The 18,940-nt window shown below is 71.0% G+C and carries 19 protein-coding genes; 9 read left to right on the plus strand and 10 right to left on the minus strand.

Annotated features, from left to right (window positions below; translation table 11 throughout):
• Position 1: 1 nt before the first annotated feature.
• Positions 2-754, plus strand: a complete 753-nt coding sequence (locus LBW94_RS06685; RefSeq protein WP_225057322.1) for an ESX secretion-associated protein EspG — start codon at positions 2-4, stop codon at positions 752-754.
• 23 nt (positions 755-777) lie between these two features.
• On the opposite strand, the gene LBW94_RS06690 is transcribed toward LBW94_RS06685, so the two are convergent.
• The 5 genes from LBW94_RS06690 to LBW94_RS06710 all read right to left on the minus strand — a co-directional run bounded on the left by LBW94_RS06690 (position 778) and on the right by LBW94_RS06710 (position 7,807).
• On the minus strand, positions 778-4,524 hold the full coding sequence (locus LBW94_RS06690) for an AAA family ATPase (RefSeq protein WP_225057323.1): 3,747 nt from the start codon (positions 4,522-4,524) through the stop codon (positions 778-780).
• A complete protein-coding gene (locus LBW94_RS06695; protein WP_255634162.1) occupies positions 4,521-4,646 on the minus strand; it encodes a hypothetical protein in 126 nt (41 codons plus the stop codon). Before LBW94_RS06695 ends, LBW94_RS06690 begins: the two co-directional genes overlap by 4 nt.
• A gap of 251 nt (positions 4,647-4,897) precedes the next feature.
• Complete coding sequence (locus tag LBW94_RS06700) at positions 4,898-6,103, minus strand: FAD-dependent oxidoreductase (protein ID WP_225057324.1); 1,206 nt, start codon at positions 6,101-6,103, stop codon at positions 4,898-4,900.
• A 186-nt stretch (positions 6,104-6,289) separates the two neighbouring features.
• Positions 6,290-6,946, minus strand: a complete 657-nt coding sequence (locus LBW94_RS06705; RefSeq protein WP_225057325.1) for a PadR family transcriptional regulator — start codon at positions 6,944-6,946, stop codon at positions 6,290-6,292.
• A gap of 72 nt (positions 6,947-7,018) precedes the next feature.
• Positions 7,019-7,807 (minus strand): helix-turn-helix domain-containing protein, encoded by a 789-nt coding sequence (locus tag LBW94_RS06710; protein ID WP_225057326.1) that lies wholly within the window; start codon positions 7,805-7,807, stop codon positions 7,019-7,021.
• Between the two features lie 87 nt (positions 7,808-7,894).
• On the opposite strand from LBW94_RS06710, the gene LBW94_RS06715 reads away from it, so the two are divergent.
• Together LBW94_RS06715 and LBW94_RS06720 are read left to right on the plus strand one after the other, a co-directional pair.
• Positions 7,895-8,332, plus strand: a complete 438-nt coding sequence (locus tag LBW94_RS06715) for a hypothetical protein (RefSeq protein ID WP_225057327.1) — start codon at positions 7,895-7,897, stop codon at positions 8,330-8,332.
• Positions 8,329-9,357 carry a zinc-dependent alcohol dehydrogenase family protein gene (locus tag LBW94_RS06720; RefSeq protein WP_225057328.1) on the plus strand — a complete coding sequence of 343 codons (1,029 nt, stop codon included), beginning with the start codon at positions 8,329-8,331 and terminating at the stop codon, positions 9,355-9,357. The genes LBW94_RS06715 and LBW94_RS06720 overlap by 4 nt, the downstream gene beginning before the upstream one ends.
• 1 nt (position 9,358) lies before the next feature.
• Here the strand turns inward: LBW94_RS06720 and mmuM are convergent, their stop codons facing one another.
• The gene (gene mmuM / locus LBW94_RS06725) at positions 9,359-10,225 is read right to left on the minus strand and encodes a homocysteine S-methyltransferase (protein ID WP_225057493.1); all 867 of its coding nucleotides are present in this window, start codon (positions 10,223-10,225) and stop codon (positions 9,359-9,361) included.
• Between the two features lie 52 nt (positions 10,226-10,277).
• Between mmuM and LBW94_RS06730 the strand changes: the two genes are divergently transcribed.
• The 3 genes from LBW94_RS06730 to LBW94_RS06740 all read left to right on the plus strand — a co-directional run bounded on the left by LBW94_RS06730 (position 10,278) and on the right by LBW94_RS06740 (position 12,269).
• A complete protein-coding gene (locus tag LBW94_RS06730; protein WP_225057329.1) occupies positions 10,278-10,670 on the plus strand; it encodes a nitroreductase/quinone reductase family protein in 393 nt (130 codons plus the stop codon).
• A gap of 101 nt (positions 10,671-10,771) precedes the next feature.
• Entirely contained in the window at positions 10,772-11,578 is an 807-nt protein-coding gene (locus tag LBW94_RS06735; RefSeq protein WP_225057330.1) for a hypothetical protein, read from the plus strand.
• A 43-nt stretch (positions 11,579-11,621) separates the two neighbouring features.
• Positions 11,622-12,269, plus strand: a complete 648-nt coding sequence (locus LBW94_RS06740; RefSeq protein ID WP_225057331.1) for a pentapeptide repeat-containing protein — start codon at positions 11,622-11,624, stop codon at positions 12,267-12,269.
• 18 nt (positions 12,270-12,287) lie between these two features.
• Here LBW94_RS06740 and LBW94_RS06745 read toward each other — a convergent pair whose 3' ends face one another.
• Positions 12,288-13,574 (minus strand): SDR family NAD(P)-dependent oxidoreductase, encoded by a 1,287-nt coding sequence (locus LBW94_RS06745; protein ID WP_225057332.1) that lies wholly within the window; start codon positions 13,572-13,574, stop codon positions 12,288-12,290.
• A gap of 128 nt (positions 13,575-13,702) precedes the next feature.
• On the opposite strand from LBW94_RS06745, the gene LBW94_RS06750 reads away from it, so the two are divergent.
• Positions 13,703-14,878, plus strand: a complete 1,176-nt coding sequence (locus LBW94_RS06750) for a sensor histidine kinase (protein ID WP_225057333.1) — start codon at positions 13,703-13,705, stop codon at positions 14,876-14,878.
• On the plus strand, positions 14,875-15,549 hold the full coding sequence (locus LBW94_RS06755) for a response regulator transcription factor (protein WP_225057334.1): 675 nt from the start codon (positions 14,875-14,877) through the stop codon (positions 15,547-15,549). The genes LBW94_RS06750 and LBW94_RS06755 overlap by 4 nt, the downstream gene beginning before the upstream one ends.
• Here the strand turns inward: LBW94_RS06755 and LBW94_RS06760 are convergent.
• Both LBW94_RS06760 and LBW94_RS06765 read right to left on the minus strand, forming a co-directional pair.
• The gene (locus LBW94_RS06760; RefSeq protein ID WP_225057335.1) at positions 15,510-16,232 is read right to left on the minus strand and encodes a VIT1/CCC1 transporter family protein; all 723 of its coding nucleotides are present in this window, start codon (positions 16,230-16,232) and stop codon (positions 15,510-15,512) included. The genes LBW94_RS06755 and LBW94_RS06760 overlap by 40 nt on opposite strands.
• A 136-nt stretch (positions 16,233-16,368) precedes the next feature.
• Positions 16,369-17,478 (minus strand): Gfo/Idh/MocA family protein, encoded by a 1,110-nt coding sequence (locus LBW94_RS06765; RefSeq protein WP_225057336.1) that lies wholly within the window; start codon positions 17,476-17,478, stop codon positions 16,369-16,371.
• Positions 17,479-17,562: 84 nt separating this feature from the next.
• Here LBW94_RS06765 and LBW94_RS06770 point away from each other — a divergent pair, with 84 nt between their 5' ends.
• Entirely contained in the window at positions 17,563-18,159 is a 597-nt protein-coding gene (locus LBW94_RS06770; RefSeq protein ID WP_225057337.1) for a TetR/AcrR family transcriptional regulator, read from the plus strand.
• 16 nt (positions 18,160-18,175) lie between these two features.
• On the opposite strand, the gene LBW94_RS06775 is transcribed toward LBW94_RS06770, so the two are convergent.
• On the minus strand, positions 18,176-18,745 hold the full coding sequence (locus LBW94_RS06775; protein WP_225057338.1) for a YbhB/YbcL family Raf kinase inhibitor-like protein: 570 nt from the start codon (positions 18,743-18,745) through the stop codon (positions 18,176-18,178).
• Positions 18,746-18,940: the final 195 nt, after the last annotated feature.

An 18,940-nucleotide genomic window follows, 5' to 3' on the forward strand; every position in this document is an offset into this window, starting at 1 on the left:
GATGGCAAGTGAATGGGATTGGGAACCGGATGATTTCGCGGTCCTCTGGCACAGCGACGCCCACGATCGCTTCCCCCGGCCGCTGGCCTACACCAGCCGATTCCGCACCGTCGGCGGTGTGGCCGCGCACCGAGATGCCGTCCACACCCGCTACGACCGGGACGAAATCGAGCGCATCCGCCTGGCCTTCCACACGCTGGACGCCGCCGACCTGCGCATCGAGATACGCGGTGATTCGTCGAGTCTCGGCAACGGAACGCCCCGCGAGTACCGAGTGCTGGGCGCCCGCACCGCCCAGCACGCCGTCCTGCTCACCCAGACGGCCACCGTCGGGGTGGACGGCCACATCCGCTGCCGGATCTTCCGCCCCGACGACCTCGCCCCACGCCTGGCCCACATTCTGCCCCGGCATCCGGCGGGCGCCGAGCCGCCGGAAACCTTCCACCGCACCGACCTCACCACCGCCGCCGCACCCGACGACCACCGCCCCGACCCACGGCGTCGCCTGCACCGCCGTACCCACCGCGCCGACGGCGGCGGCGTCGCAGCCCTGACCACAGGCGCTCTCTACGCCGACCCGGCCCCCCGATACACCACCCAGTGGCTGGACATCCCCGGCGACGGCCGCTACCTGCAACAACTGTCCGCCGACCACCTCACCCTCCGCCCGGTCGCCGTCACCGACCTCACCGCGCTGTTCGCCGGTTGGATCGACCACACGCTGCAACGCCGCCGCGACAACGAATCCTGGTGACCGGCAGCACTCGGATGCCGGTGTCAGCCGGCGCGGCGTCTGGCGCGTTGGATCACTTCCGCATCGGTGACCGCGTACGCCGGGTGGTGGCTCAGGCACATCGGCACCGTGATCCGCTCGAAGCTTGCGCCTTCGGTCGCGCCGTAGAAGTGGCCTGCCGGTAGTCCCGAAATATGCTCTGTTCGAACACTTTCGGCCTGCATCAGCGTGATTGCCACCTCGGCTTCCACCGATTCGTCGAGCCTTCCGACGAATCCGGTGGTCGCGCTGCCGGTCACCGTGGGGTGCAACGCATGTGGGGACCGGGTCGCGTAGACCATGCCGAGTCCGTACTCGTGGGCCCGGGTGGCCAGCTTCAGCGCGCTCTCGGCCGATGCTGCGCGGCCGTGTGCCGGTACGAACACCTCGGCGTCGTCCAGTACGAGCAGCCCGCGCAACGGCCGATCGTCGGCGGCGTTGTGACCGACCCATTCGAGCAGCGCCGATTGCAACTGATCGACGAACGTCTGCCGCTGGTCGTCGTCGGGCAGACCGACGAAACTGACGACGGAGATGCGGGCGCGTCTACCCGCGGCCGGTGTCAACAGAGCAGCCGGGTCCAGCTGCTCGCCCGTTCCGCCGAATACAGGATCGTCCGCGAGACCCCGGGCCATGTCGGAGGCCCGCCGGGCCGCATTGCGAATCGTGCTCGCCCCGTCGGGCAGATCCGCCAGCAGCGCCACGAAATCCCGGAAACTACTCCCACCACGATGGGCGAAGTAGGTCGCCGCCTGCCGCAATATCATTGCGCCCGTCTCGATCTGACGCTCGGACAACCCCGATCGCGGTAGCAGACTCGCCACCGAGGCATCCAGCGCCGCCCCGAATCGCTCCGGATCACCGAGCGCAGCGTGGAAGTCGGGCAGTGGATTCGGCACGAGCGCCCGCCCGTCCTCGCGGCCGGGCGTCCATACCACCACGTCGGTGTTCTCCAGATATTCGGCCGCCCGCTCGGCATCGTGACTGCCCCAGCCCGCCGGAGGCGCCGGCCACGGGTCACCCGACCGGGTCAACTCGTCGCGGGTGTCGATCACAACCGACGAAATACCTTGTAACGCCGCCCCTTCCACCAGCCGGCGAAGCAGGATGGTGCTACCCGACCGGTTCCCGCCGAGAATCACGGTGCTCCGGCGCAACAGGGCGAGCGGAACCCGAAATTCGCCCCCACCGTCGGTGATCCGCCCGAGACCCACGGCCTGCACCTCACCCGATCCGATTCGCGCCCCCGACCCTGTGCCGGCCTTCGCCGCCCCGGGAACCCGTTCGAGCGGAATCGCTCCCGCCGCACCGGCTGCGGTTCGCGATGCCGGCGCGGTGCCAGCCTGCGTCTCCTCGGTGACGCGCTCGAGCCGGAGCGGCGCTGCGTCGCCAAGTGCGGTGGGAGATGCCGGTGTACCGGTCCGCGTCTCTCCGGCCGTCCGTTCGTGGCGGACCGTCGCCGCGTCGATGGGTGTGGCTGTCGGTGCGGTACCGGTCTGCGCCGTCTCCGCGGTCCGCTCGTGACGGACCGCTGCTGGCTCGCTGGATGTGGTGGTAGAGGCCGATGCCGTGCCCGTCTGTGTCTCCTCGGCGGTTTCCTCGATGCGTATCACCGCCGTCTCTCCGGGAATGGTCAGAGACGTTGGCACAGTGCCGGGTTCCACGTCGATGGGGATCCGCTCGCCACGGATCGCAGCCGCTTCACCGGGTGGGATCAGGGTCGTCGGCGACGTGGCGGGTTTTGCTTCTCCGGTGGCCTGCTCGACGTGCGTCGCCGCTCTTTCACCGGGGGTGGTTCGAGGCGGCGGTGTCGCGGCCGCGGTCACCTCGCCGCCGATTCGCTCGACGCGCGTGGCCGGTGTTCCTCCGGCCGCGGCAGTGGGCGCCGTGCGGGTCTTCGCCCTGCGGTAGATGCCGGTGGACGGCGGTGCGGCCGAACGTGACTCGGACCTGGCCGGATCGGTGTCGGGGGTCGGCGCGTCGCCGGGGGGATCGGGCACCGGCGGGGTCAGTGCGCGGGTGAGCAGGTCCGAGCGGGTCGCCGGTCGGCGGCGGTCGAGCCAGCCTTCGAATCCGGCTGGGGAATCGGTGAGCAGCGTATCCAGTGCGGCGAACACCCGGAGGTCCTCCTCCGAGATCGGCGCCACCACACCGCCTGCCGCGTGGAAGGCGGTGAGCATCTCGGCGGTGGCCTGCCCCGGCGGGAACGGTGTGTTCCGCACCACCACGAGATGGCGTGTGCCCGAACCCGGTTGGATCTCCGCGTCGAGGGCCGCCGCGCGTAATCGGGTCAGCACCGCGCGGGCATCGGTGTGGCCGATGGATCGGAAACTCCAGTGCTCCTCGGCGCCGGTCGCCTCGTCGAGTGTGCGGCGCAGGCGGGCATGCAGGGCCGAGCGCGGCCCGGTGGTGGCGTCGACGGCCGGATCCTGTGTGGCGCTGTGCTGTTCCAGCACGTGGCAGTGCAGCGCCGCGGCGAGCAGTGCGGACATCCGCTCGTCCTCGTCGCGGGGATCCAGTGGCGTCACCACGTCCGCGGCTCGGCGCAGGCGCTCGAATTCGGCATCGAGGGCCGTGGGATCGCCGGGCTGGGGAATCACCGAGGCGGGCCGTGTGCCCGGTGGCGCGAAATGCTCCAGCTCGGTGATCGTGTCGTGGTCCAGGCACTGTCGCACGTGGTCGTGGACGTCGCGCAGCAGCCGCAGCGGGGTGTGGTCCGCGGCGGTCCGGTCCTCGAAGGCCAGTGGGGAGACCGGCCAACCCGGCCGGGGCGGCTCGAATCCGATCTCCTCGTAGCGCGTCGCCAGGCGCCGTTCGACGAGTGTGCGCGCCGTGTCCGCGCCGGGCAGCGCGGCGGACAGTTCGAGCAGCATGAAGGGCACGTCGGCATTCACCGTGTGCTGCACGAGGAGTCGGCTCGCCCCCGGGCCGCCGGCGGCCACCAGGATCGCGCGTTCGGCCTGCTCACGCAGGCGGATCAGGGCGTCGGCCACGGTGCCGGCCTGCCCGGATCGGGCGATCACGGTGTCGATCCGGTCGACCGCGAGCACGATCGGGCCGGTGAGGGCGAACAAGCGGAACAGGTCGTGGCAGATCTGCTCCGGCGCCCGCCGCGGCTCGCGGAAACCCCAAGTGGCACGGTCGGACTCGTCGACGCCGTGTTCCAGCAGCAGGAAGCTGTGCCCGATCTCGCACAGCTCGAGGTGTCCGGCCTGATAGAGCACCAGTGCGCGCAACGTGTCCCGGCACTCCCGCATCGACCCGTTGTCGAAATCGTCCATCCGGCCGAGGAATTCATCGAGGTGTTCCCGGCCGATGGTGAGCGTGCCGTGCAGCCGGACCCGCAGTTCCTTACCGCATCCGGCGAGTTCGCTGAGCCGGTCGATGATCCGCCCGAGTTGCCCGCCGTCGGTGTCGCGCAGTGGGTCGACGATGCCGTGCACCACACCGGGCCAGAACGAGTCGCCGTCGAGCAGGGCGGGCATGAAGTACGAACCGCCTTGTTGCTGTACGTATTCGCGCAGCCGGCCCAGCAGATGGGTCTTGCCGGTCCCGTGCTCGCCACTGAGCACCAGCCCGGCCGGCCGGTCGCCGGCACGGTTCGCGGCGGTGTCGACGGCCCGGCGGAGTGCGGCGGTGGCCAGTGGATGCAGCCCGTCGACGTGGTACCGCAGCGGATTCCAGACGCCCTCCGCGCCGGGAACGCCGCCGAATCGGATGGCCGACAGCGCCTTGCGCTGCTGCTCGTTCATCTCGGCGCCCCGGCGGCGCGTAGTGGGCCGGCCGCCATCGTGCCGCGGCCGCGTCGCCGGGCCACCGCTATCGGCAGGCGCAGGTCGTGGCATCCGCTGAGCGTCAGCCGAACTTCGGACATGTCCCGCCTCTTTCACCACCGGATCCGGCGCGGCGATCGCGGTGAATACGTGCCCGCGGTAGCTGTTTCGCGACGATCCCCTGCCTGCCGCCGACTGTCGCAGGTGCACCGATGCCTTGCGCCGTTCCATACTGTAGTCATTCGTCGGCGGCTGCGAAATACCTCCGGCAATCTCGTGGCGTACCGCGGCCGGACCCGGGAACGGGCCGGGCCCGGAATCCCGAGGATTCCGGGCCCGGCCGCAATTCCGTTCAGGCCCAGGCCAGTTCCGCCTTCTCGTCGATCGGGGCGTCCCAGTCGATGCGATAGTGCTGCTCACGCTGCATCGTCTGCTGGATCTTCGAGGAGCCGAACATGATCGGCATCAGCACCGGCATGATCCGGCGCATCAGCGGGCCCGGCGCCTTGGCGTGGTTGATCTTGGCGCCGCGCGCCGCGATGGCCTCGACGCGCGGCCGGCGGACACGCTCGTAGGCCGCGAAAGCGGTTGCCGGATCGTCGAAGTCCCGCAGGCAGCGAGCCAGCTGGATCGCGCTCTCGATGGCGAGCGAGGCGCCCTGGCCGGTGCTGTTGCTGGGGGCGTGCACGGCGTCGCCGGCCAGCACCATGCGGCCCCGGTACCAGTTCGGCACCGGCGGCATGATGTGCAGGCCGCCGATGACGACCAGATCCGCGGGGCTGGTGTGCCGGACCAGATCGGCGCCGGGGACGTCCTCACCATAGGTGTCGCGCAGGGTGCGCAGCCACTGCTCGTTGGGGATCGCGCGCGCCTCGCCGAAGGACATGTACTTCTTGCTGGGCAGGTTGGCGCCCCAGGCGGCCCGGCCGTCCGCGGTCACCCAGTACAGGTAGTAGGCGTTCTTGCCGAAGGCGAAGACCATGGTGTGCGGGGGTGCGTCCACGGTGTGCTCGGAGAGGGCGCCGAAGCCGAGCATGCCGGTGTAGTTCGCGGCGGGCGCCTTCGGATCGATGAGGGTGCGGACCACGGATTTCACACCGTCACAGCCGATCAGCACATCCGCGGTGGCGCTGCTGCCGTCGGCGAAGCGGGCGGTCACGTGGTCCGGATGCTCGTCGACCCCGACCAGGCGTTTGTCGTATTCGAAGGCGATGCCCGCGGCGACGGCATGATCGTGCAGAGCGGTGTGCAGATCGCTGCGGTCGACCACCTGCTGCGGTTCCAGCTCGGTGTCGACGGGCAGTTCGACCGTCTTGTGGCCGAAGGACATGACGCTTCGGCGGATCGGCAGCGCGATCCGGCGGACCGCGTCGCCGGCGCCGATGACATCGAGGGCGGCGAGGCCGTTGGGAGCGAAACCGAGGCCGGAGCCGATGTTGACGGCCGGACCGGAATACGCCTCGAAGACGCGGGCCTCGATGCCGGCCATCTGGAGTGCGGTCGCGGCCACGGGGCCGGCGATGCCGCCGCCGATGACGAGTGCGGAACGAATGGACATGACGAATTTCTCCCTGCTGAAACGTGTCGGAATGCCCGAACCGGGCGTGCAGGGAGCGCGGTTATCCTTGGTTTGCCAGCCTTGGGCCGGATTCGCTGCACGAATGTGGTTCGAGACGGTATTTCGATCGGGCTCGGCGCAGGTGTTGCCGCACCTCGCCGGGCCCGGTTGCCGGTCGGTGGCGGATCAGTTGTCCGCCGGTGGGTCGGGCTGCCCCCTTTCGGCCGGGTGGTCACCGTTGGCGAGGACGCCGCTGGCGTGTAGTTGCCGCCAGAAATCCACGCCGGGGAAGGTGCCGGAGGTCAATTCGTCGCGGAAGCCGCGGACCCAGTCGGCCTCGGCCTCGAGCATGGCGACGCCGAATTCGGCCTCGATCAGGAACAGTCTGGGCAGCACGGCGGTGTACTCGGCGATTTCCTGCCGGGCGACCTCGAGTTGTGCGGCCAGTTTGTCCAGCCGCACGCCCAGCAGTGCGATCAACTCGTCGGGCGGAATCAGTCCCACGATGGACAGGCCCGCGACGAAGCGATGGTGTTCCGGTTCGGGAGTGGAGATGAGCTCGCGGGTCCAGTCGACGGCCTCGGCCCGGCCCGCGTCGGTGATACGGAAGATGACGCGCTCGGGGCGGGCGCCGTCGCGCTCGCTGCCGACGACCGCGAGGAAGCCGTGCTTCTCCAGGTTCTGGACGACCGTGTAGAGCGAGCCCCACTTGATGTCCATGTCGCGGTCCTTGCCGCGTTCCTTCAGCACCGCCGCGATCTCGTAGCGATGCATCGGCCGCTCGACCAGCAGCGCGAGGACCGCGAGGGCCAGTAGATTGCCGACCTTCCGCTTCTTCGCCATCAGGCTCACCTCCTTACTCGTAGACGAATATACGTCTACGAGTATTTGTCGGCAAGTGGTCGGCGGCGGGAATCAGGCCCGGAATCGTTCGCGCAGGTAGGCGCCGGTGGCATCGTCGGCGGGCAGGAACGCCTCCAGATGCAGTTCCGCGAGGGCGACATCGGTCGCGGTGGCGAACGAGGTGAGGGTGGTGATCAGGCGCAGTTCGGCGGCGCCGGCGGCCAGGCGCAGCGGCACGGCGAAGCCGAGATAGCCGGGACCGAGGTCGGCGGGCGGCAGGTACGACTCCAGTTCGCCGATCATGGTCTCGAGGGCGGGATCGGGGCTGGCCCGCACCCGCATGCGCAGCGCCTCGGTCACGTGCCGGCCCCATTCCGGCAGGTTGCGGACCCGCCGGGCCAGGCCCGCCGGATGCAGCGCGAGCCGGCGCACGTTGATCGGCGGACGCAGCAGCTCCGGTGCGCAGCCCTCGGTGAACAGCGCGAATCCGGCATTGGCCTCCAGCAGGGTGCCGTACCGGTCGACGATGACCGCCGGATACGGCAGGTGACCGTCCAGCACGGTCCGCAGCGCGGCCCGCACCGGCGCCAGACCCGGTGCGTCGAAATCGGATTCGGTGAAGGCCGGGGCATAGCCGGCGGTCAGCAGCAGGGCGTTGCGCTCCCGCAGCGACAGCTCCAGCGATTCGGCCAGCCGGACCACCACCGCGCGTCCGGGGCGGGACCGGCCCTGCTCCAGGAAGCTCAGATAGCGCTGGGTGGTGTCGGCGCGGATCGCCAGATCCAGCTGGCTCAACCGCCGCAGCCCGCGCCAGCGGCGCAGCTCACGCGCGAACGATCCGGGTTCGGCCACTGTGGTCACGACACCATCCTGACCCGTGGCACCGGCACCCCGCGATACCCCGCAGGGAATCGCGTGGCCACCGCCGCGCGGCCCAGACTCGGCGGCATGAGTCAGCAATTCACCGACATCGAACTGAAGCAACTGGCCGACCGCTGGGTCGCCCAGTGGAACGAACCCGATCCGGGCGAGCGCCGCCGCATGATTCGCGAGCTGTGGGCCGAGGACGGCTACCAGATCCTGGTGAATCCGCCCGAGGCCGTGCGCGCCGCCGCGGCACACCTGTCCGTCCCCTTCCCGAGTCTCGAAATCCGGGGCCACGACGCCCTTTTCGAGCGCGTCGGCCGGGCCTACGACATGTTCGTCGGCGCCGGTGATCATGTCTTCGAACAGCAGGGCGAGCCGATCCGGCACGCCGGTGCGGCGGTGGCGGTGACCTGGGTGATGCGTTCGCGGGCGGACGAATCCGTCGCCGGGTCCGGGCTCGAGGTGCTCACCTTCGGCCCCGACGGCCGGGTGCACAGCGACCACGAGTACGTGGCATGACCGCGTCCGTGAATTCCGTTGCCTACCACCTGTTCCCGCTGCAAGGACTGGACGGTCTGCGGGTCGCGCCGCAGCCGGTGCCGACACCGGGTCCCACCCAGGTGGTGGTGCGGGTGCGGGCCGCGTCGTTCAATCGGCGCGATCTGCTGCTGATGGACGGCGCCTATCCGCTGCCCGCGACGCCCGGGGTGGTGCCGCTGTCGGACGGGGTGGGTGAGGTGATCGCGGTCGGGGCCGGGGTCACCCGGGTCGCCGTCGGTGCGCGGGTCACCGCCACCTACTACCTGCACTGGCTGCACGGCCCGCAGCGGCTGGCGCACGTCCGCGAGCAGTACGGCGCCAATCACGACGGCTGGCTGGCCGATTACGTCGTGCTGGAGGAGGATTCGGCCATCGAGGTGCCGGACCACCTCACCGACGCCGAAGCCGCGAGCCTCAGCTGCGGTGGGGTGGTGGCGTGGAAGACCCTGGCCGATCCGGCTCCTGTCCTGCCGGGGGAGACCGTGCTGACCGTCGGCACCGGCACCGTCGCGCTGTTCGCGGTGCAGTTCGCGCGGCTGCGCGGGGCGCGCGTGCTGTCGGTCACCTCCAGTGCGGAGAAGGCGAAGCGGCTGCGCGACCTCGGCGCCGACGAGACGATCGACCGCGGCGAGCATCCGGACTGGGAACAGGTGGTGGTCGAGCTGACCGGCGGTCACGGGGTGGACCACGTCGTCGAGGCGGTGGGCCCGCCGACGCTGGCGAAATCCGTTGCGGCGTCGGCCTTCAACGCGCGCGTCACGGTGATCGGGGTATTCCCCTCGGACGGCCCGGCGGCCGGTGATCCGTTCGGCGGCCGGTATCTGTCGATCCGGCGGATCGCGGTGGGCAGCCGGGCCGATTTCGAGGAGATGAACCGCGCTCTCACCGCGCACCGGCTGGGGCCGGTCATCGATCGGGTGTTCCCCTTCGAGGCGGCCGCCGAGGCCTACCGCTATTTCCGGGACGGCAATCCGTTCGGGAAGGTGGTGCTCGAGCGCGGCTGAATCAGCCGGCCCCGGCTGATATCCGCGCCAGCCGGGCGATATCGGCGGGGCCGACCCGGCAGCATCCGCCGATGATGTCGGTGCCCAGGGAAATCCATTCGCGTACCAGCGATTCGGAGAACTCCGAGGCTCCGGTCCAGCGGCGGCCGTGCGCATCCCAGCCCTCACCGCTGTTCGGGTACACCACGACCGGTTTACCGGTGGCGGCCCGTGCGGCGGTGATCGCGGGCGCGACATCGGCCGGGTGGCAACAGTTCACGCCGACCGCCACCACCTGCGGGGTGCTCGCGGCCACGGCGAACGCCTCGGCCAGTGGCTGCCCGGCGCGGGTGCGGTCACCGTCGATCGTGTAGCTCAGCCAGGCCGGGCAGGCCGCCTCGGCGACCAGCTCCACCAGCGCTACCGCCTCGTCGACATCCGGAATCGTCTCCAGCGCAAGCAGATCGGGCTCCGCGGCGAGCAACGCCGCCAGCCGGGGGCGATGCCAGTCGCGCAGAGCGGCGCTGCTCAGACCGTAGCGGCCGCGATATTCCGAGCCGTCGGCGCGCATCGCACCGTACGGGCCGATCGACGCGGCCACCCAGCGCGGCCGGTCGTCGGCCGCGTCGCGGGCCTCCCGGGCCACCGTCACGCTGCGGGCCAGCAGCCGAGTCGCGGCGACACGATCCAGCCCTCTGACCGCGAAACCCTCGAACGACGCCTGATAGCTCGCGGTGGTGGCGATGCGGGCGCCGGCCCGGAAGTAGGCCGTGTGCACGGCCCGGATCGCCTCCGGATCGTCCAGCAGCAACCGGGCCGACCACAGCGCGTCCGACAGGTCGTGGCCGCGCGCCTCGAGTTCGGTGGCGAGCCCGCCGTCGGAGATCACCGGATGCGCATCGGGGTCGAAAACCACGCCACCACTGTAATACCGTTGGCACATGGTCGACAGACGCGAACTCCAGCACCGGATCATCACGACTTTCCAACGACATGTGGCCAATCCGATTTCACGAAGTTTGAACACACAGACGCTATTGGAGACGACCGGCCGGAAGAGTGGCGAACCGCGTGTCACGCCGCTCGGCGGACGGCGTGTCGGAGATTCCTTCTGGTTCGTCTCCGAATTCGGCGAACGGTCGCAATATATTCGTAATATCCGGGCCGACAATCGCGTTCGGCTGCGCCTGCACGGGCACTGGCATTCGGGGACCGCACACATTCTGACCGGTGATGATGTCAAAGCGCGGCTGAAAGAACTGCCCCGGGCCAACAGCGCCGCGGTACGCGCGGTCGGTACCGATTTGCTCACGGTGCGCATCGATCTGAACTGATTACGCGTCACAACCGCCGCACTGTGGTCGTCTTGATAGCGTCCCGGCCGATGGTCTTTCGTGTCGGCGGGTAACGCATTGGTCGACGAAAGGTTCCGAGAATGGCGGCACCGGAGGATTCGCAGCGTACCCGTTCGGCAGACGGGAACAGCACCGCCGCACGCAATGTGGCGATCATCGCGGTCGCCGTCGCGACCGTCGCGGTCGCGGCGTTGATCGGGGTGCTGTTCGACCGCTCCGGCAAGGACGTCGACCCGGAATCGGTCGCCTCCACCGGTGCGATCGTGAGTGCGAACGCCGGGGACGGCACCCGGCACAACGGTGACGACTGTTCGCAGGACAACACGGCCGGCCAGTGGACCACCCGCAACAACCACTGGGAATGCGTGCCCCTGGTCCGCTTGGAGGAGCACCGGCTCGGCGAGGATTGCAGCCACGACGGCCTGGTCGCGCAATGGGGCCTGGTGGTCGGCCACGGCTGGGAGTGTGTCTCACAGGTGGACAACGGCGGCGCGCATCGCGACGGCGACGATTGCTGGCACAACGGCATCGCCGCGCACTTGGAGCGTCCGGTCGGCCACGGCTGGGAGTGTGTGCCCGGCGCCCCGGACCCGAAGCGGATCCAGGGCACGCCCACCGGGCCCGCGACACCGTCGGGGCCCGCGGCCTCGCCCGGTCCCGTCGCCCCGGTACCCGGTGCGCCGGTACCCGCCGCCCCCGTGCCCGGCGCCCCCGAGCAGCCGGCCCCGCCCGCGCTGATCCCGGCGCCGATGGCCCCGCCGATGCCCGAACCCCCGGCGCCCGAGCCGGTCCCCGAGGCGCCGGCCCCGAACATCGATCCCGGACAACCGGACGCGCTCCCGGCGCCCGCTCCGCCGCCGTGGCTCATCCCGTTCCTCTGGCACTGAGCCCGCCGCCGGATCGTCCCCGATGGTCGCGTAGGGTGCAGCCGTGCCCCGTGACCTCGCAGATCTGCCCTACGCCGGCCGCCTCGAGGTGATGGACGGCGAACCGGAGTACGACACCGACTACGAGTACATCCACCTGGACGACCGGATCTGCCCCGACCTCGACGCGCACGGCATCCGGTTCTCCCGCTCGGCGTTCACCGCCGTCGAATTCACCGGCGGCGAGTTCCGGCAGGCCCGTTTCGACGAGATGCTGATGCGCGCGGTCCGCTGGGTGGGCAGCGATCTCGGCCAATCCGGCTGGCTGGACACCGAACTCGTCGACAACGCGCTGACCGGGGTCGAGCTCATCGGCGCCCGGCTGGACCGGATCCGGTTCACCGGCTGCAAATTCGAGTCGGTGAACTTCCGCGCCGCGCGGCTGCGCGACGTCACCTTCACCGACTGCCTGCTGCGCGGCACCGATTTCGGTGAGGCGGCGCTGTCGCGGGTGTCGTTCCCCGGCTCCCGGCTGGAGGACATCGCGCTGAACCGGACCAGCTTCACCGATGTCGACCTCCGCGGCGCCCGGACCCTCGGGCTGTCCGGCGGTATCGGCGCGATGCGGGGCGCGATCATCAGCACCGGCCAATTGTTCGATCTGGCACCGGCTTTCGCGCTGGCGGCGGGCATCGACGTCCGGGACGCCTGATCGCGGCTGCTCCACCGGTCAGGCGTGCGCGGTCTTACCGCCGTCGATGACCAGTTGCGCCCCGGTGAGATACGGATAGTCCGGTGCGGCGAGGGTGAGCGCGAAGGTCGCGATCTCCTCGGCGGTGGCCAATCGGCCCATACCGGGCACGTTCGATCTCGCCCACTGCCGGACGAACACCTCCCAGGCATCGTCGGGAATGTTCTCCATTCCCGCTGCGCGCCGGACCAATTCGGTGTCGGTGGTGCCGGGAACCAGGGCATTGACCCGGATCCCGTCGCCGGCGTAGTCCAGGGCCGCCGCCTGCACCAGACCGACCAGGCCGCGTTTGCTCGCGGTGTACGCGCCGCGGTTCGCGTCGGTGGCCAGGGCGTTCGAGGAGGCGGTGATCACGACGGTGCCGCCGCCTCCGCGAAGCATGTGTGGCACTTCGTATTTCAGAGCCAGGAAGGAGCCGCGCAGGTTGGTGTGCACGACCCGGTCGAACTCCTCTGCGCTGTACTCGTGCAGCTTCTTCTGAATCGTGATGCCCGCGTTGTTGAAAGCGACGTGCAGCCCGCCGTACCTGTCGGCGGCGGTGTCGACGAACCGTCGCACATCGTCCTCCACCAGCACGTCCGCGCGAATATAGGTGGCCTCGCCACCGGCGGCCCGGATGTCCCGCTCGACTGCCGCGCCGCGCTCGGTCCGCCTGCCGCAGAAAGCGACTCGCGCACCCTCGGCGGCGAACAGCTTCGCCGCCGCCGCACCGATCCCGGAGGTGGCCCCGGTGATCACCACCACCTTGCCGTCGAACCGCCGCAGCGTGGTCGCGTGCAGCCGCGGCGGCGTGGCGTCGATTCCGAGCGCCACACCCCCGGCCAGCCCGGCCGCCCCCGCCGCCACCCCGGTCGCCGCCAGCGCCCCGAGCAGACGGCGACGGCTCGACCGCCGGCCACTCCCTCCGTCCGCGCCGGTGTGGCCTTCGTTGCTGTCGTCCCGGTCCGGCATATCGGCAGATCTCGTCCCGCTCGCATCGCCGCCGTATTCGGCCCGGCCCGTGCCGCTTTCGTGCCCGATTCGGTGACCGCCGGTGTCGGCACGACTCGTACGATCGCCGGTGCCGTGGTCATCGTCGACGACGGTCGCCGCGGTGGTGTCACCCGGCTCGTGCGATGGGCCGACGTCACCGGTGACCCGGCCGCCGGCAGCGTCGAGTTCGCCGGTGGCGGCGTGATTGTCGTGTTCCGGGCGCTCGTTGTCGTCGTCGGGTGCGGTGGCATCGTCACCGGTGCCGGGTTCGTCGGTGTGGTTGTCGTCGGTCATGGGTTCACTGTCGTGGCGGGAAGGGCGCCGGGGATCAGGCCGGTGGCCGGGGTTGCGGGGCCGGGGGAGGAGGGGTTCTCCTCCTTCGGGAGGAGTCGGGTGGGGCTGGTGGGCGGCATCATGGTGGGGTGGGTGTGTCGGCGGCGCGGTACCGGAGGCCGGAGACGACCGGGGTCGCGCGTGGGATCGAATGGCTGCTGGACGTGCGGTCGTTGCCGGTGCGGCTGGCGGTCTGGTTGCTGCTGGCCACGGGATGCCTGCTGTGGCTGGGTAATTCGCCGACGGTCGCCGATTGGGTGCTCGGGCTGCTCGCGGTGCTGGTGACCGCCGGTGGAGTGCGCCGGCCGCTGGCCACCTCGCTGCTCACCACGGGACTGCTGGCGGCCGGGTTCCTGCTCGGGCACACCGGGCCGCTGGTCGGTAAGGGGGCCGCCGCGGTGGCCCTCGCCGAACTGGCCGCGCGGCGCGGTGGATGGCGGCCGTGGCTGGGTGCGGTCGCGCTGGCCGCGGCCTATCTGCTGCATCCGGCCGGTGGCGTGGCCGCGCTCGGGTATCGGGCGGTGGTGATGGCGGGGCTGCCGCTGCTGATCGGCGCGCTGTTGCGCAGTGCGCTCGACAGCGCCACGCGGGCGCATCGGATCGCCGGGGAACTGGCGGCGCGGCGGCGCGCGGAGGTCGCCGCCGTGCGCACGGCCGAGCGGACCGCGATCGCCCGCGAACTGCACGATCTGATCGCCCATCACGTGTCCTCGACGGTGCTGCGGGTCGGGGTGGCGCGGCACGCGCTGCCGCAGGCCCCGGCGGCCGTGCGGGACGTACTCGACGACATCCACTCCAGCGGCCGGGAGACGCTCACCGATCTGCGCAAACTGGTTGCGGTGCTGCGTGATCCGGCGCAGGCGGACACGGTGATGATGACCGCCGCCGAATTGCCCGCCGCGATCGAGGCGGCGGTGGCGCGGACCCGCCGGGCGGGCCCGGCGGTGGTGGCGGAGATCGGTGATGTGCGCGCGATCGACCCGGTCACCGCCCACACCCTGCTGCGCCTCACCCAGGAGGGACTGGCGAACGTGGCGCGGCACGCCGGGTGTGAGGCGACCGCGCGGCTGACCGTCACCGTGGCCGACGGCGTGGATTTCACGTTGTGCGACAACGGTTCCGGCGGCGCGCCGGGACCGGGAACCACCGGACTGGGGTTGATCGGGCTGGCCGAACGGGTGGCGCTGCTCGGCGGTACGTTCACCGCCGGTCCCGGCGAGGCGGGGTGGCGAGTGCGCGCACACCTGCCGGGGCGCGCGTCGTGACCACCCGGGTACTGCTCGTCGACGATCAGCAACTGGTCCGGGCGGGCCTGCGGATGTTGTGCGACAGTGCCGGCGATCTGGAGGTGGTGGGTGAGGCCGGTGGCGGCGCCGACGGGGTCCGGCTGGCGCGGCGGTTGCGGCCGGATGTCGTGCTGATGGACCTGCGGATGCCCGGCATGGATGGAATCCGCTGTACCGCACAGATTCTGGCAGCCGACCCGGCGGCCCGGGTGCTGGTGCTGACCACCTTCGACGACGACGAGCATCTGTATCCCGCGCTCGCCGCCGGAGCCTGCGGTTTCCTGGTGAAGGACGCCTCGCCCGCCGAACTGCTGGACGGTATCCGCCGCGCCGCCGCGGGACAGCGGCCCTTCTCGGCGCCGGTGCTGGGCCGGGTGGTGGATTCGGCGGTCGCCGCCCGCACCGCCGCGCCACCGCCGGAACCGGCCCCGCTACCGCCGCTGACCGGCCGGGAATCCGAAGTGCTGCACCTGATCTCGCAAGGACTGTCGAACGCCGAGATCGCCGCCCGGCTGCACGTCGGGATCACCACGGTGAAGACCCATGTCGCGGGCCTGCTGGCGAAAACCGGTGCGGCCAACCGGGTGCGGCTGGCGCTGCTGGCCCTCGGTCACAGCCCCGAGACGCCCAGCAACCGGCCGATACCGTAGGTGACCGCCATCGCCAGCGCCCCGCCGATCACCACGCGCAGCACCGCGCGCCGCGGCCGGCTGCCACCGAAGCGAGCGCTCACCGTGCCGGTCAGCGCCAGCGCGATCAGTACCGCGACGATGGTGACCGGCACCCGCCACGACGCCGGCGGCAGGGTCACCGCCAGCAGCGGCAGCAGCGCCCCGAGAGTGAACGACACCGCCGAGGACGCGGCGGCCTGCCACGGATCGGTCAGATCCTCGGGGTTCAAACCCAATTCGGCGTCGGCATGGGCCGCGAACGCGTCGTGCGCGGTGAGCTCCCGCGCCACCTGCCGTGCCGTCTCCGGGGAAAGCCCCTTGCCCACATAGATCGCGGCCAGCTCGCGCAGTTCGTAATCCGGCTCCTCGGCCAGTTCGCGCTTCTCCTTCGCCAGCACCGCTCGCTCGGTGTCGCGCTGCGTGCTCACCGACACGTATTCGCCCACCGCCATCGACAGCGCGCCCGACACCAGCCCCGCCAGCCCGGCGGTGAGAATCGCCCGGACATCGGCGGACACCGCCGCGACCCCCACGACCAGGCCCGCCGTGGACACGATGCCGTCGTTGGCGCCGAGCACCCCCGCCCGCAGCCAGTTCAACCGCGCGCTGAAATTTCCGCCGTGTGGTTCGCGGGGATGAGTGCGATGAGCGATCTCGTTCACTCCCCGAGCGTAGGCCCGCAGCGGGGCCGAGCCCGTGATTGCCCGCGCAGCCGGATTTCGGGCCGGTTGCGCCGACCGGCGCAGCGGCGACCATCGTGGTGGCGGTCCATGTCCGGGTGTGGCGAGGGTGAGGTGATCACGCCGCCCGGGGGTCGCGGTGGATGCGTACGCCCTCGGCGTCGGAGCGGCGGATGTCGTCGAGCAGGCGGTGCAGGTCCACGGCGAGCTCGAAGTCCGGCACGGTGTGCGCACCGGTGCGGAGGTCGGTCGCGAGGGCCGTGTACAGGGCCGCGACATTGACCGCTTCGAGCGGGAGATCGCTTGCGGGACCGTGATTGCCGAGCGCAATCGGCTGCGGCGCACGGCCGGGGCCGAGGGCGCCGGACAGGTGCAGTGCGCTCATCTGGATGCCACCGGGTCCGCCCGCGCCGGAGACGATGGCGAGATCGCCTGCGGTGCCCGAGATGTCGATCCGGGTTCCGGCCCCGGTGGCCCGGCCGTCGTGGATGTGGGCGCTGACCGGTACCCCGCCGGCGGTGGCCGTGAGCAGCAGTTGGTCGGGGCTGGTCACGGTGATCACCGCGCCGGACTCCGGGACGGTGGCGTACGGGAGGCGGATCGCCAGTCGCGCCGACAATTCCGTGAGGTCGCCCAGCAGGTACCGCACCGCCGACAGGAGGTGGCCCCCGGCGACCTCCAGCAGCCCGGCGCCGTTGTCGCGGTCGAGGGTGTAGGTGGCCCAGGCCGGAATCACGCCGCCCGCGCCCTTCCCACGCGACTCGTGCACGGTCACCGAAAGGATCTGCCCGACAGCACCTTCGGTGATCAGCTCACGTGCCCGCCGCACGGCCGGCGCGTAGCGGGCCTGTAATCCGGCGACGTGCCGGACCCCGGCACGGGCGGCGAGCGCGGCCAGTTCCCGGGCTTCGCCGGTGGTGAGCGCCAGCGGCCATTCGCAGTAGACGTGCTTGCCCGCGGCGAGGGCGGACCGGATCAACTCGGCGTGCGCGGGCACCTTGACGGTGATCGCGACCAGATCGACCTCGGGATGTTCGGCGAGCGCGCGCGGATCGGTGAACGGCCGGGCATCGAACAGGTCGGCCGCGGCGCGGGCGCTGTCGGGGCGGCTGGTGCCGACCGCGCTGATCCGGTAGTCGGGCAGTGCCCGCAGGGCCGGGAGGTGGGCGCGGATCGCCCAGCCGCGGTCGGGGCTCGCGCCGACGATGCCGACTCGGATCGGGTCCATGGCGATTCCTCTCATCAAACGGACCATACGAGTCCGTTTATAGCCGAATCGGACTCGCCGAGTCCACTTCGCTAGGCTGAGCGGATGACGGCTGTGGAAAGACTGCTGGCCGACGACGCCGACCGGTCCCCGCGCGCCGATGCCCGACGCAATCTGGAACGCCTGGTCGCGGCCGCGCGAGCCGCGCTGGCCGAGGTCGGCGTCGAGGTCACCGCGCAGGAGATCGCCCGGCGCGCCGGGGTCGGGAAGGGAACCTTCTATCGCCGGATCCCGTCCCGCGAGATCCTGCTGGAGGCGGTGCTGGCAGAGGTGCTCGCCGAGGCGCTGGCCGTCGCCGACCGTGCCCTGACCCGGCCGGATCCGGGGCAGGGGTTTCGCGAATTCGCCACGGCCTATGTGCGATTGCGGGCGGAGAGCTGCGGGGTCAACGAGGCGCTGGGCGGAGCGGGCTTCCCGGGGCTGGACGGGGTGCTGTCCGAGATTCGTTCGCGGCTGCGGCAATTGGTGGAGCGGGCACAGGCCGCCGGCGCGATGCGACCCGATATCGACTGGGCGGACGTGGCTTTCGTGCTGGCCGGGGTGACCACCGATCCGCACACCATCGGCCTGCGCGCCGACGACCGGCAGTGGGAGCGCAACCTCGCCGTCGTGCTCGACGGATTGTCCGGCGCACCATGCTGATTCGTGGCGGCGGTGGTCAGGGTCGTTCGTAGAAACCGTCGATGCGGCCGCGGCCCAGCGGATTCGTGGCGGCGGCGAGCAGAGCGCGAGGTTTGGCCGCCTCGGGCATCCGTCCGCCGACCGAGGTGATCGGGTCGGCGAGCGCGAACATCTGGAAGGCGTAGCGGTGCGGGCCGTGGCCCTTGATCGGCGCCGGGCCGAGATAGCCCCGGCCCATGCCGGAACGGAGCACCCGGACGCCCGGGACGGCGGTGCCCGCGCGCAGTGCGTCCTGCGGCAGGGCGGTGGGCCCCGGTTCGAGCAGCGCCACGCAGTGCACGAACGGCCGCGGGGTCGGGGCGTCGGGATCTTCGACGACGAGCAGCAGTTGAGCCGTCCGGCCGGGCGGTTGCGCCCAGGTCAGGGCGGGGGACAGATCGGCCCCGCCGACGCGGTCGGCGGCGTGCACGGGCGGCAGCGGCGACTCGTGGGTGAAGTCGGGGCTGGTGAGTTCGAAGACGGTGTCGCAGGACAGGTTCGGCAGGTTCCAGGCCATGTGGGCTTCGCCGGCGTGCCTGTTCCGCAGCAGGGTGCCGAGAACGGCCATCACGAGACTCCTCGGGGTGAGTGGCGCTGCTGTCGCGCGCGGATCGTAACAGAGGCCGGGTGCGGTGCGCCGGAATCGAGGGGCGGGATCACCCTGGGGGCCGGGGCCGCGAGTCGTTCTACCGGCACTCGGCAGCTCACCCCGGAGAGCCGATCCGGGTCCGTCTGCGGATCCGGTCCACAAGGTGACAGCAAA

Source organism: Nocardia sp. alder85J (assembly GCF_020176955.2).
Lineage (GTDB): Bacteria > Actinomycetota > Actinomycetes > Mycobacteriales > Mycobacteriaceae > Nocardia.

Coding starts and splice junctions, on each gene's coding strand:
- LBW94_RS06685 (WP_225057322.1), top strand. CDS start 2: ATGGCAAGTGAATGGGATTGGGAACCGGATGATTTCGCGGTCCTCTGG.
- LBW94_RS06690 (WP_225057323.1), bottom strand. CDS start 4,524: ATGAACGAGCAGCAGCGCAAGGCGCTGTCGGCCATCCGATTCGGCGGC.
- LBW94_RS06695 (WP_255634162.1), bottom strand. CDS start 4,646: ATGTCCGAAGTTCGGCTGACGCTCAGCGGATGCCACGACCTGCGCCTG.
- LBW94_RS06700 (WP_225057324.1), bottom strand. CDS start 6,103: ATGTCCATTCGTTCCGCACTCGTCATCGGCGGCGGCATCGCCGGCCCC.
- LBW94_RS06705 (WP_225057325.1), bottom strand. CDS start 6,946: ATGGCGAAGAAGCGGAAGGTCGGCAATCTACTGGCCCTCGCGGTCCTC.
- LBW94_RS06715 (WP_225057327.1), top strand. CDS start 7,895: ATGAGTCAGCAATTCACCGACATCGAACTGAAGCAACTGGCCGACCGC.
- LBW94_RS06720 (WP_225057328.1), top strand. CDS start 8,329: ATGACCGCGTCCGTGAATTCCGTTGCCTACCACCTGTTCCCGCTGCAA.
- LBW94_RS06730 (WP_225057329.1), top strand. CDS start 10,278: ATGGTCGACAGACGCGAACTCCAGCACCGGATCATCACGACTTTCCAA.
- LBW94_RS06735 (WP_225057330.1), top strand. CDS start 10,772: ATGGCGGCACCGGAGGATTCGCAGCGTACCCGTTCGGCAGACGGGAAC.
- LBW94_RS06745 (WP_225057332.1), bottom strand. CDS start 13,574: ATGACCGACGACAACCACACCGACGAACCCGGCACCGGTGACGATGCC.
- LBW94_RS06765 (WP_225057336.1), bottom strand. CDS start 17,478: ATGGACCCGATCCGAGTCGGCATCGTCGGCGCGAGCCCCGACCGCGGC.
- LBW94_RS06770 (WP_225057337.1), top strand. CDS start 17,563: ATGACGGCTGTGGAAAGACTGCTGGCCGACGACGCCGACCGGTCCCCG.
- LBW94_RS06775 (WP_225057338.1), bottom strand. CDS start 18,745: ATGGCCGTTCTCGGCACCCTGCTGCGGAACAGGCACGCCGGCGAAGCC.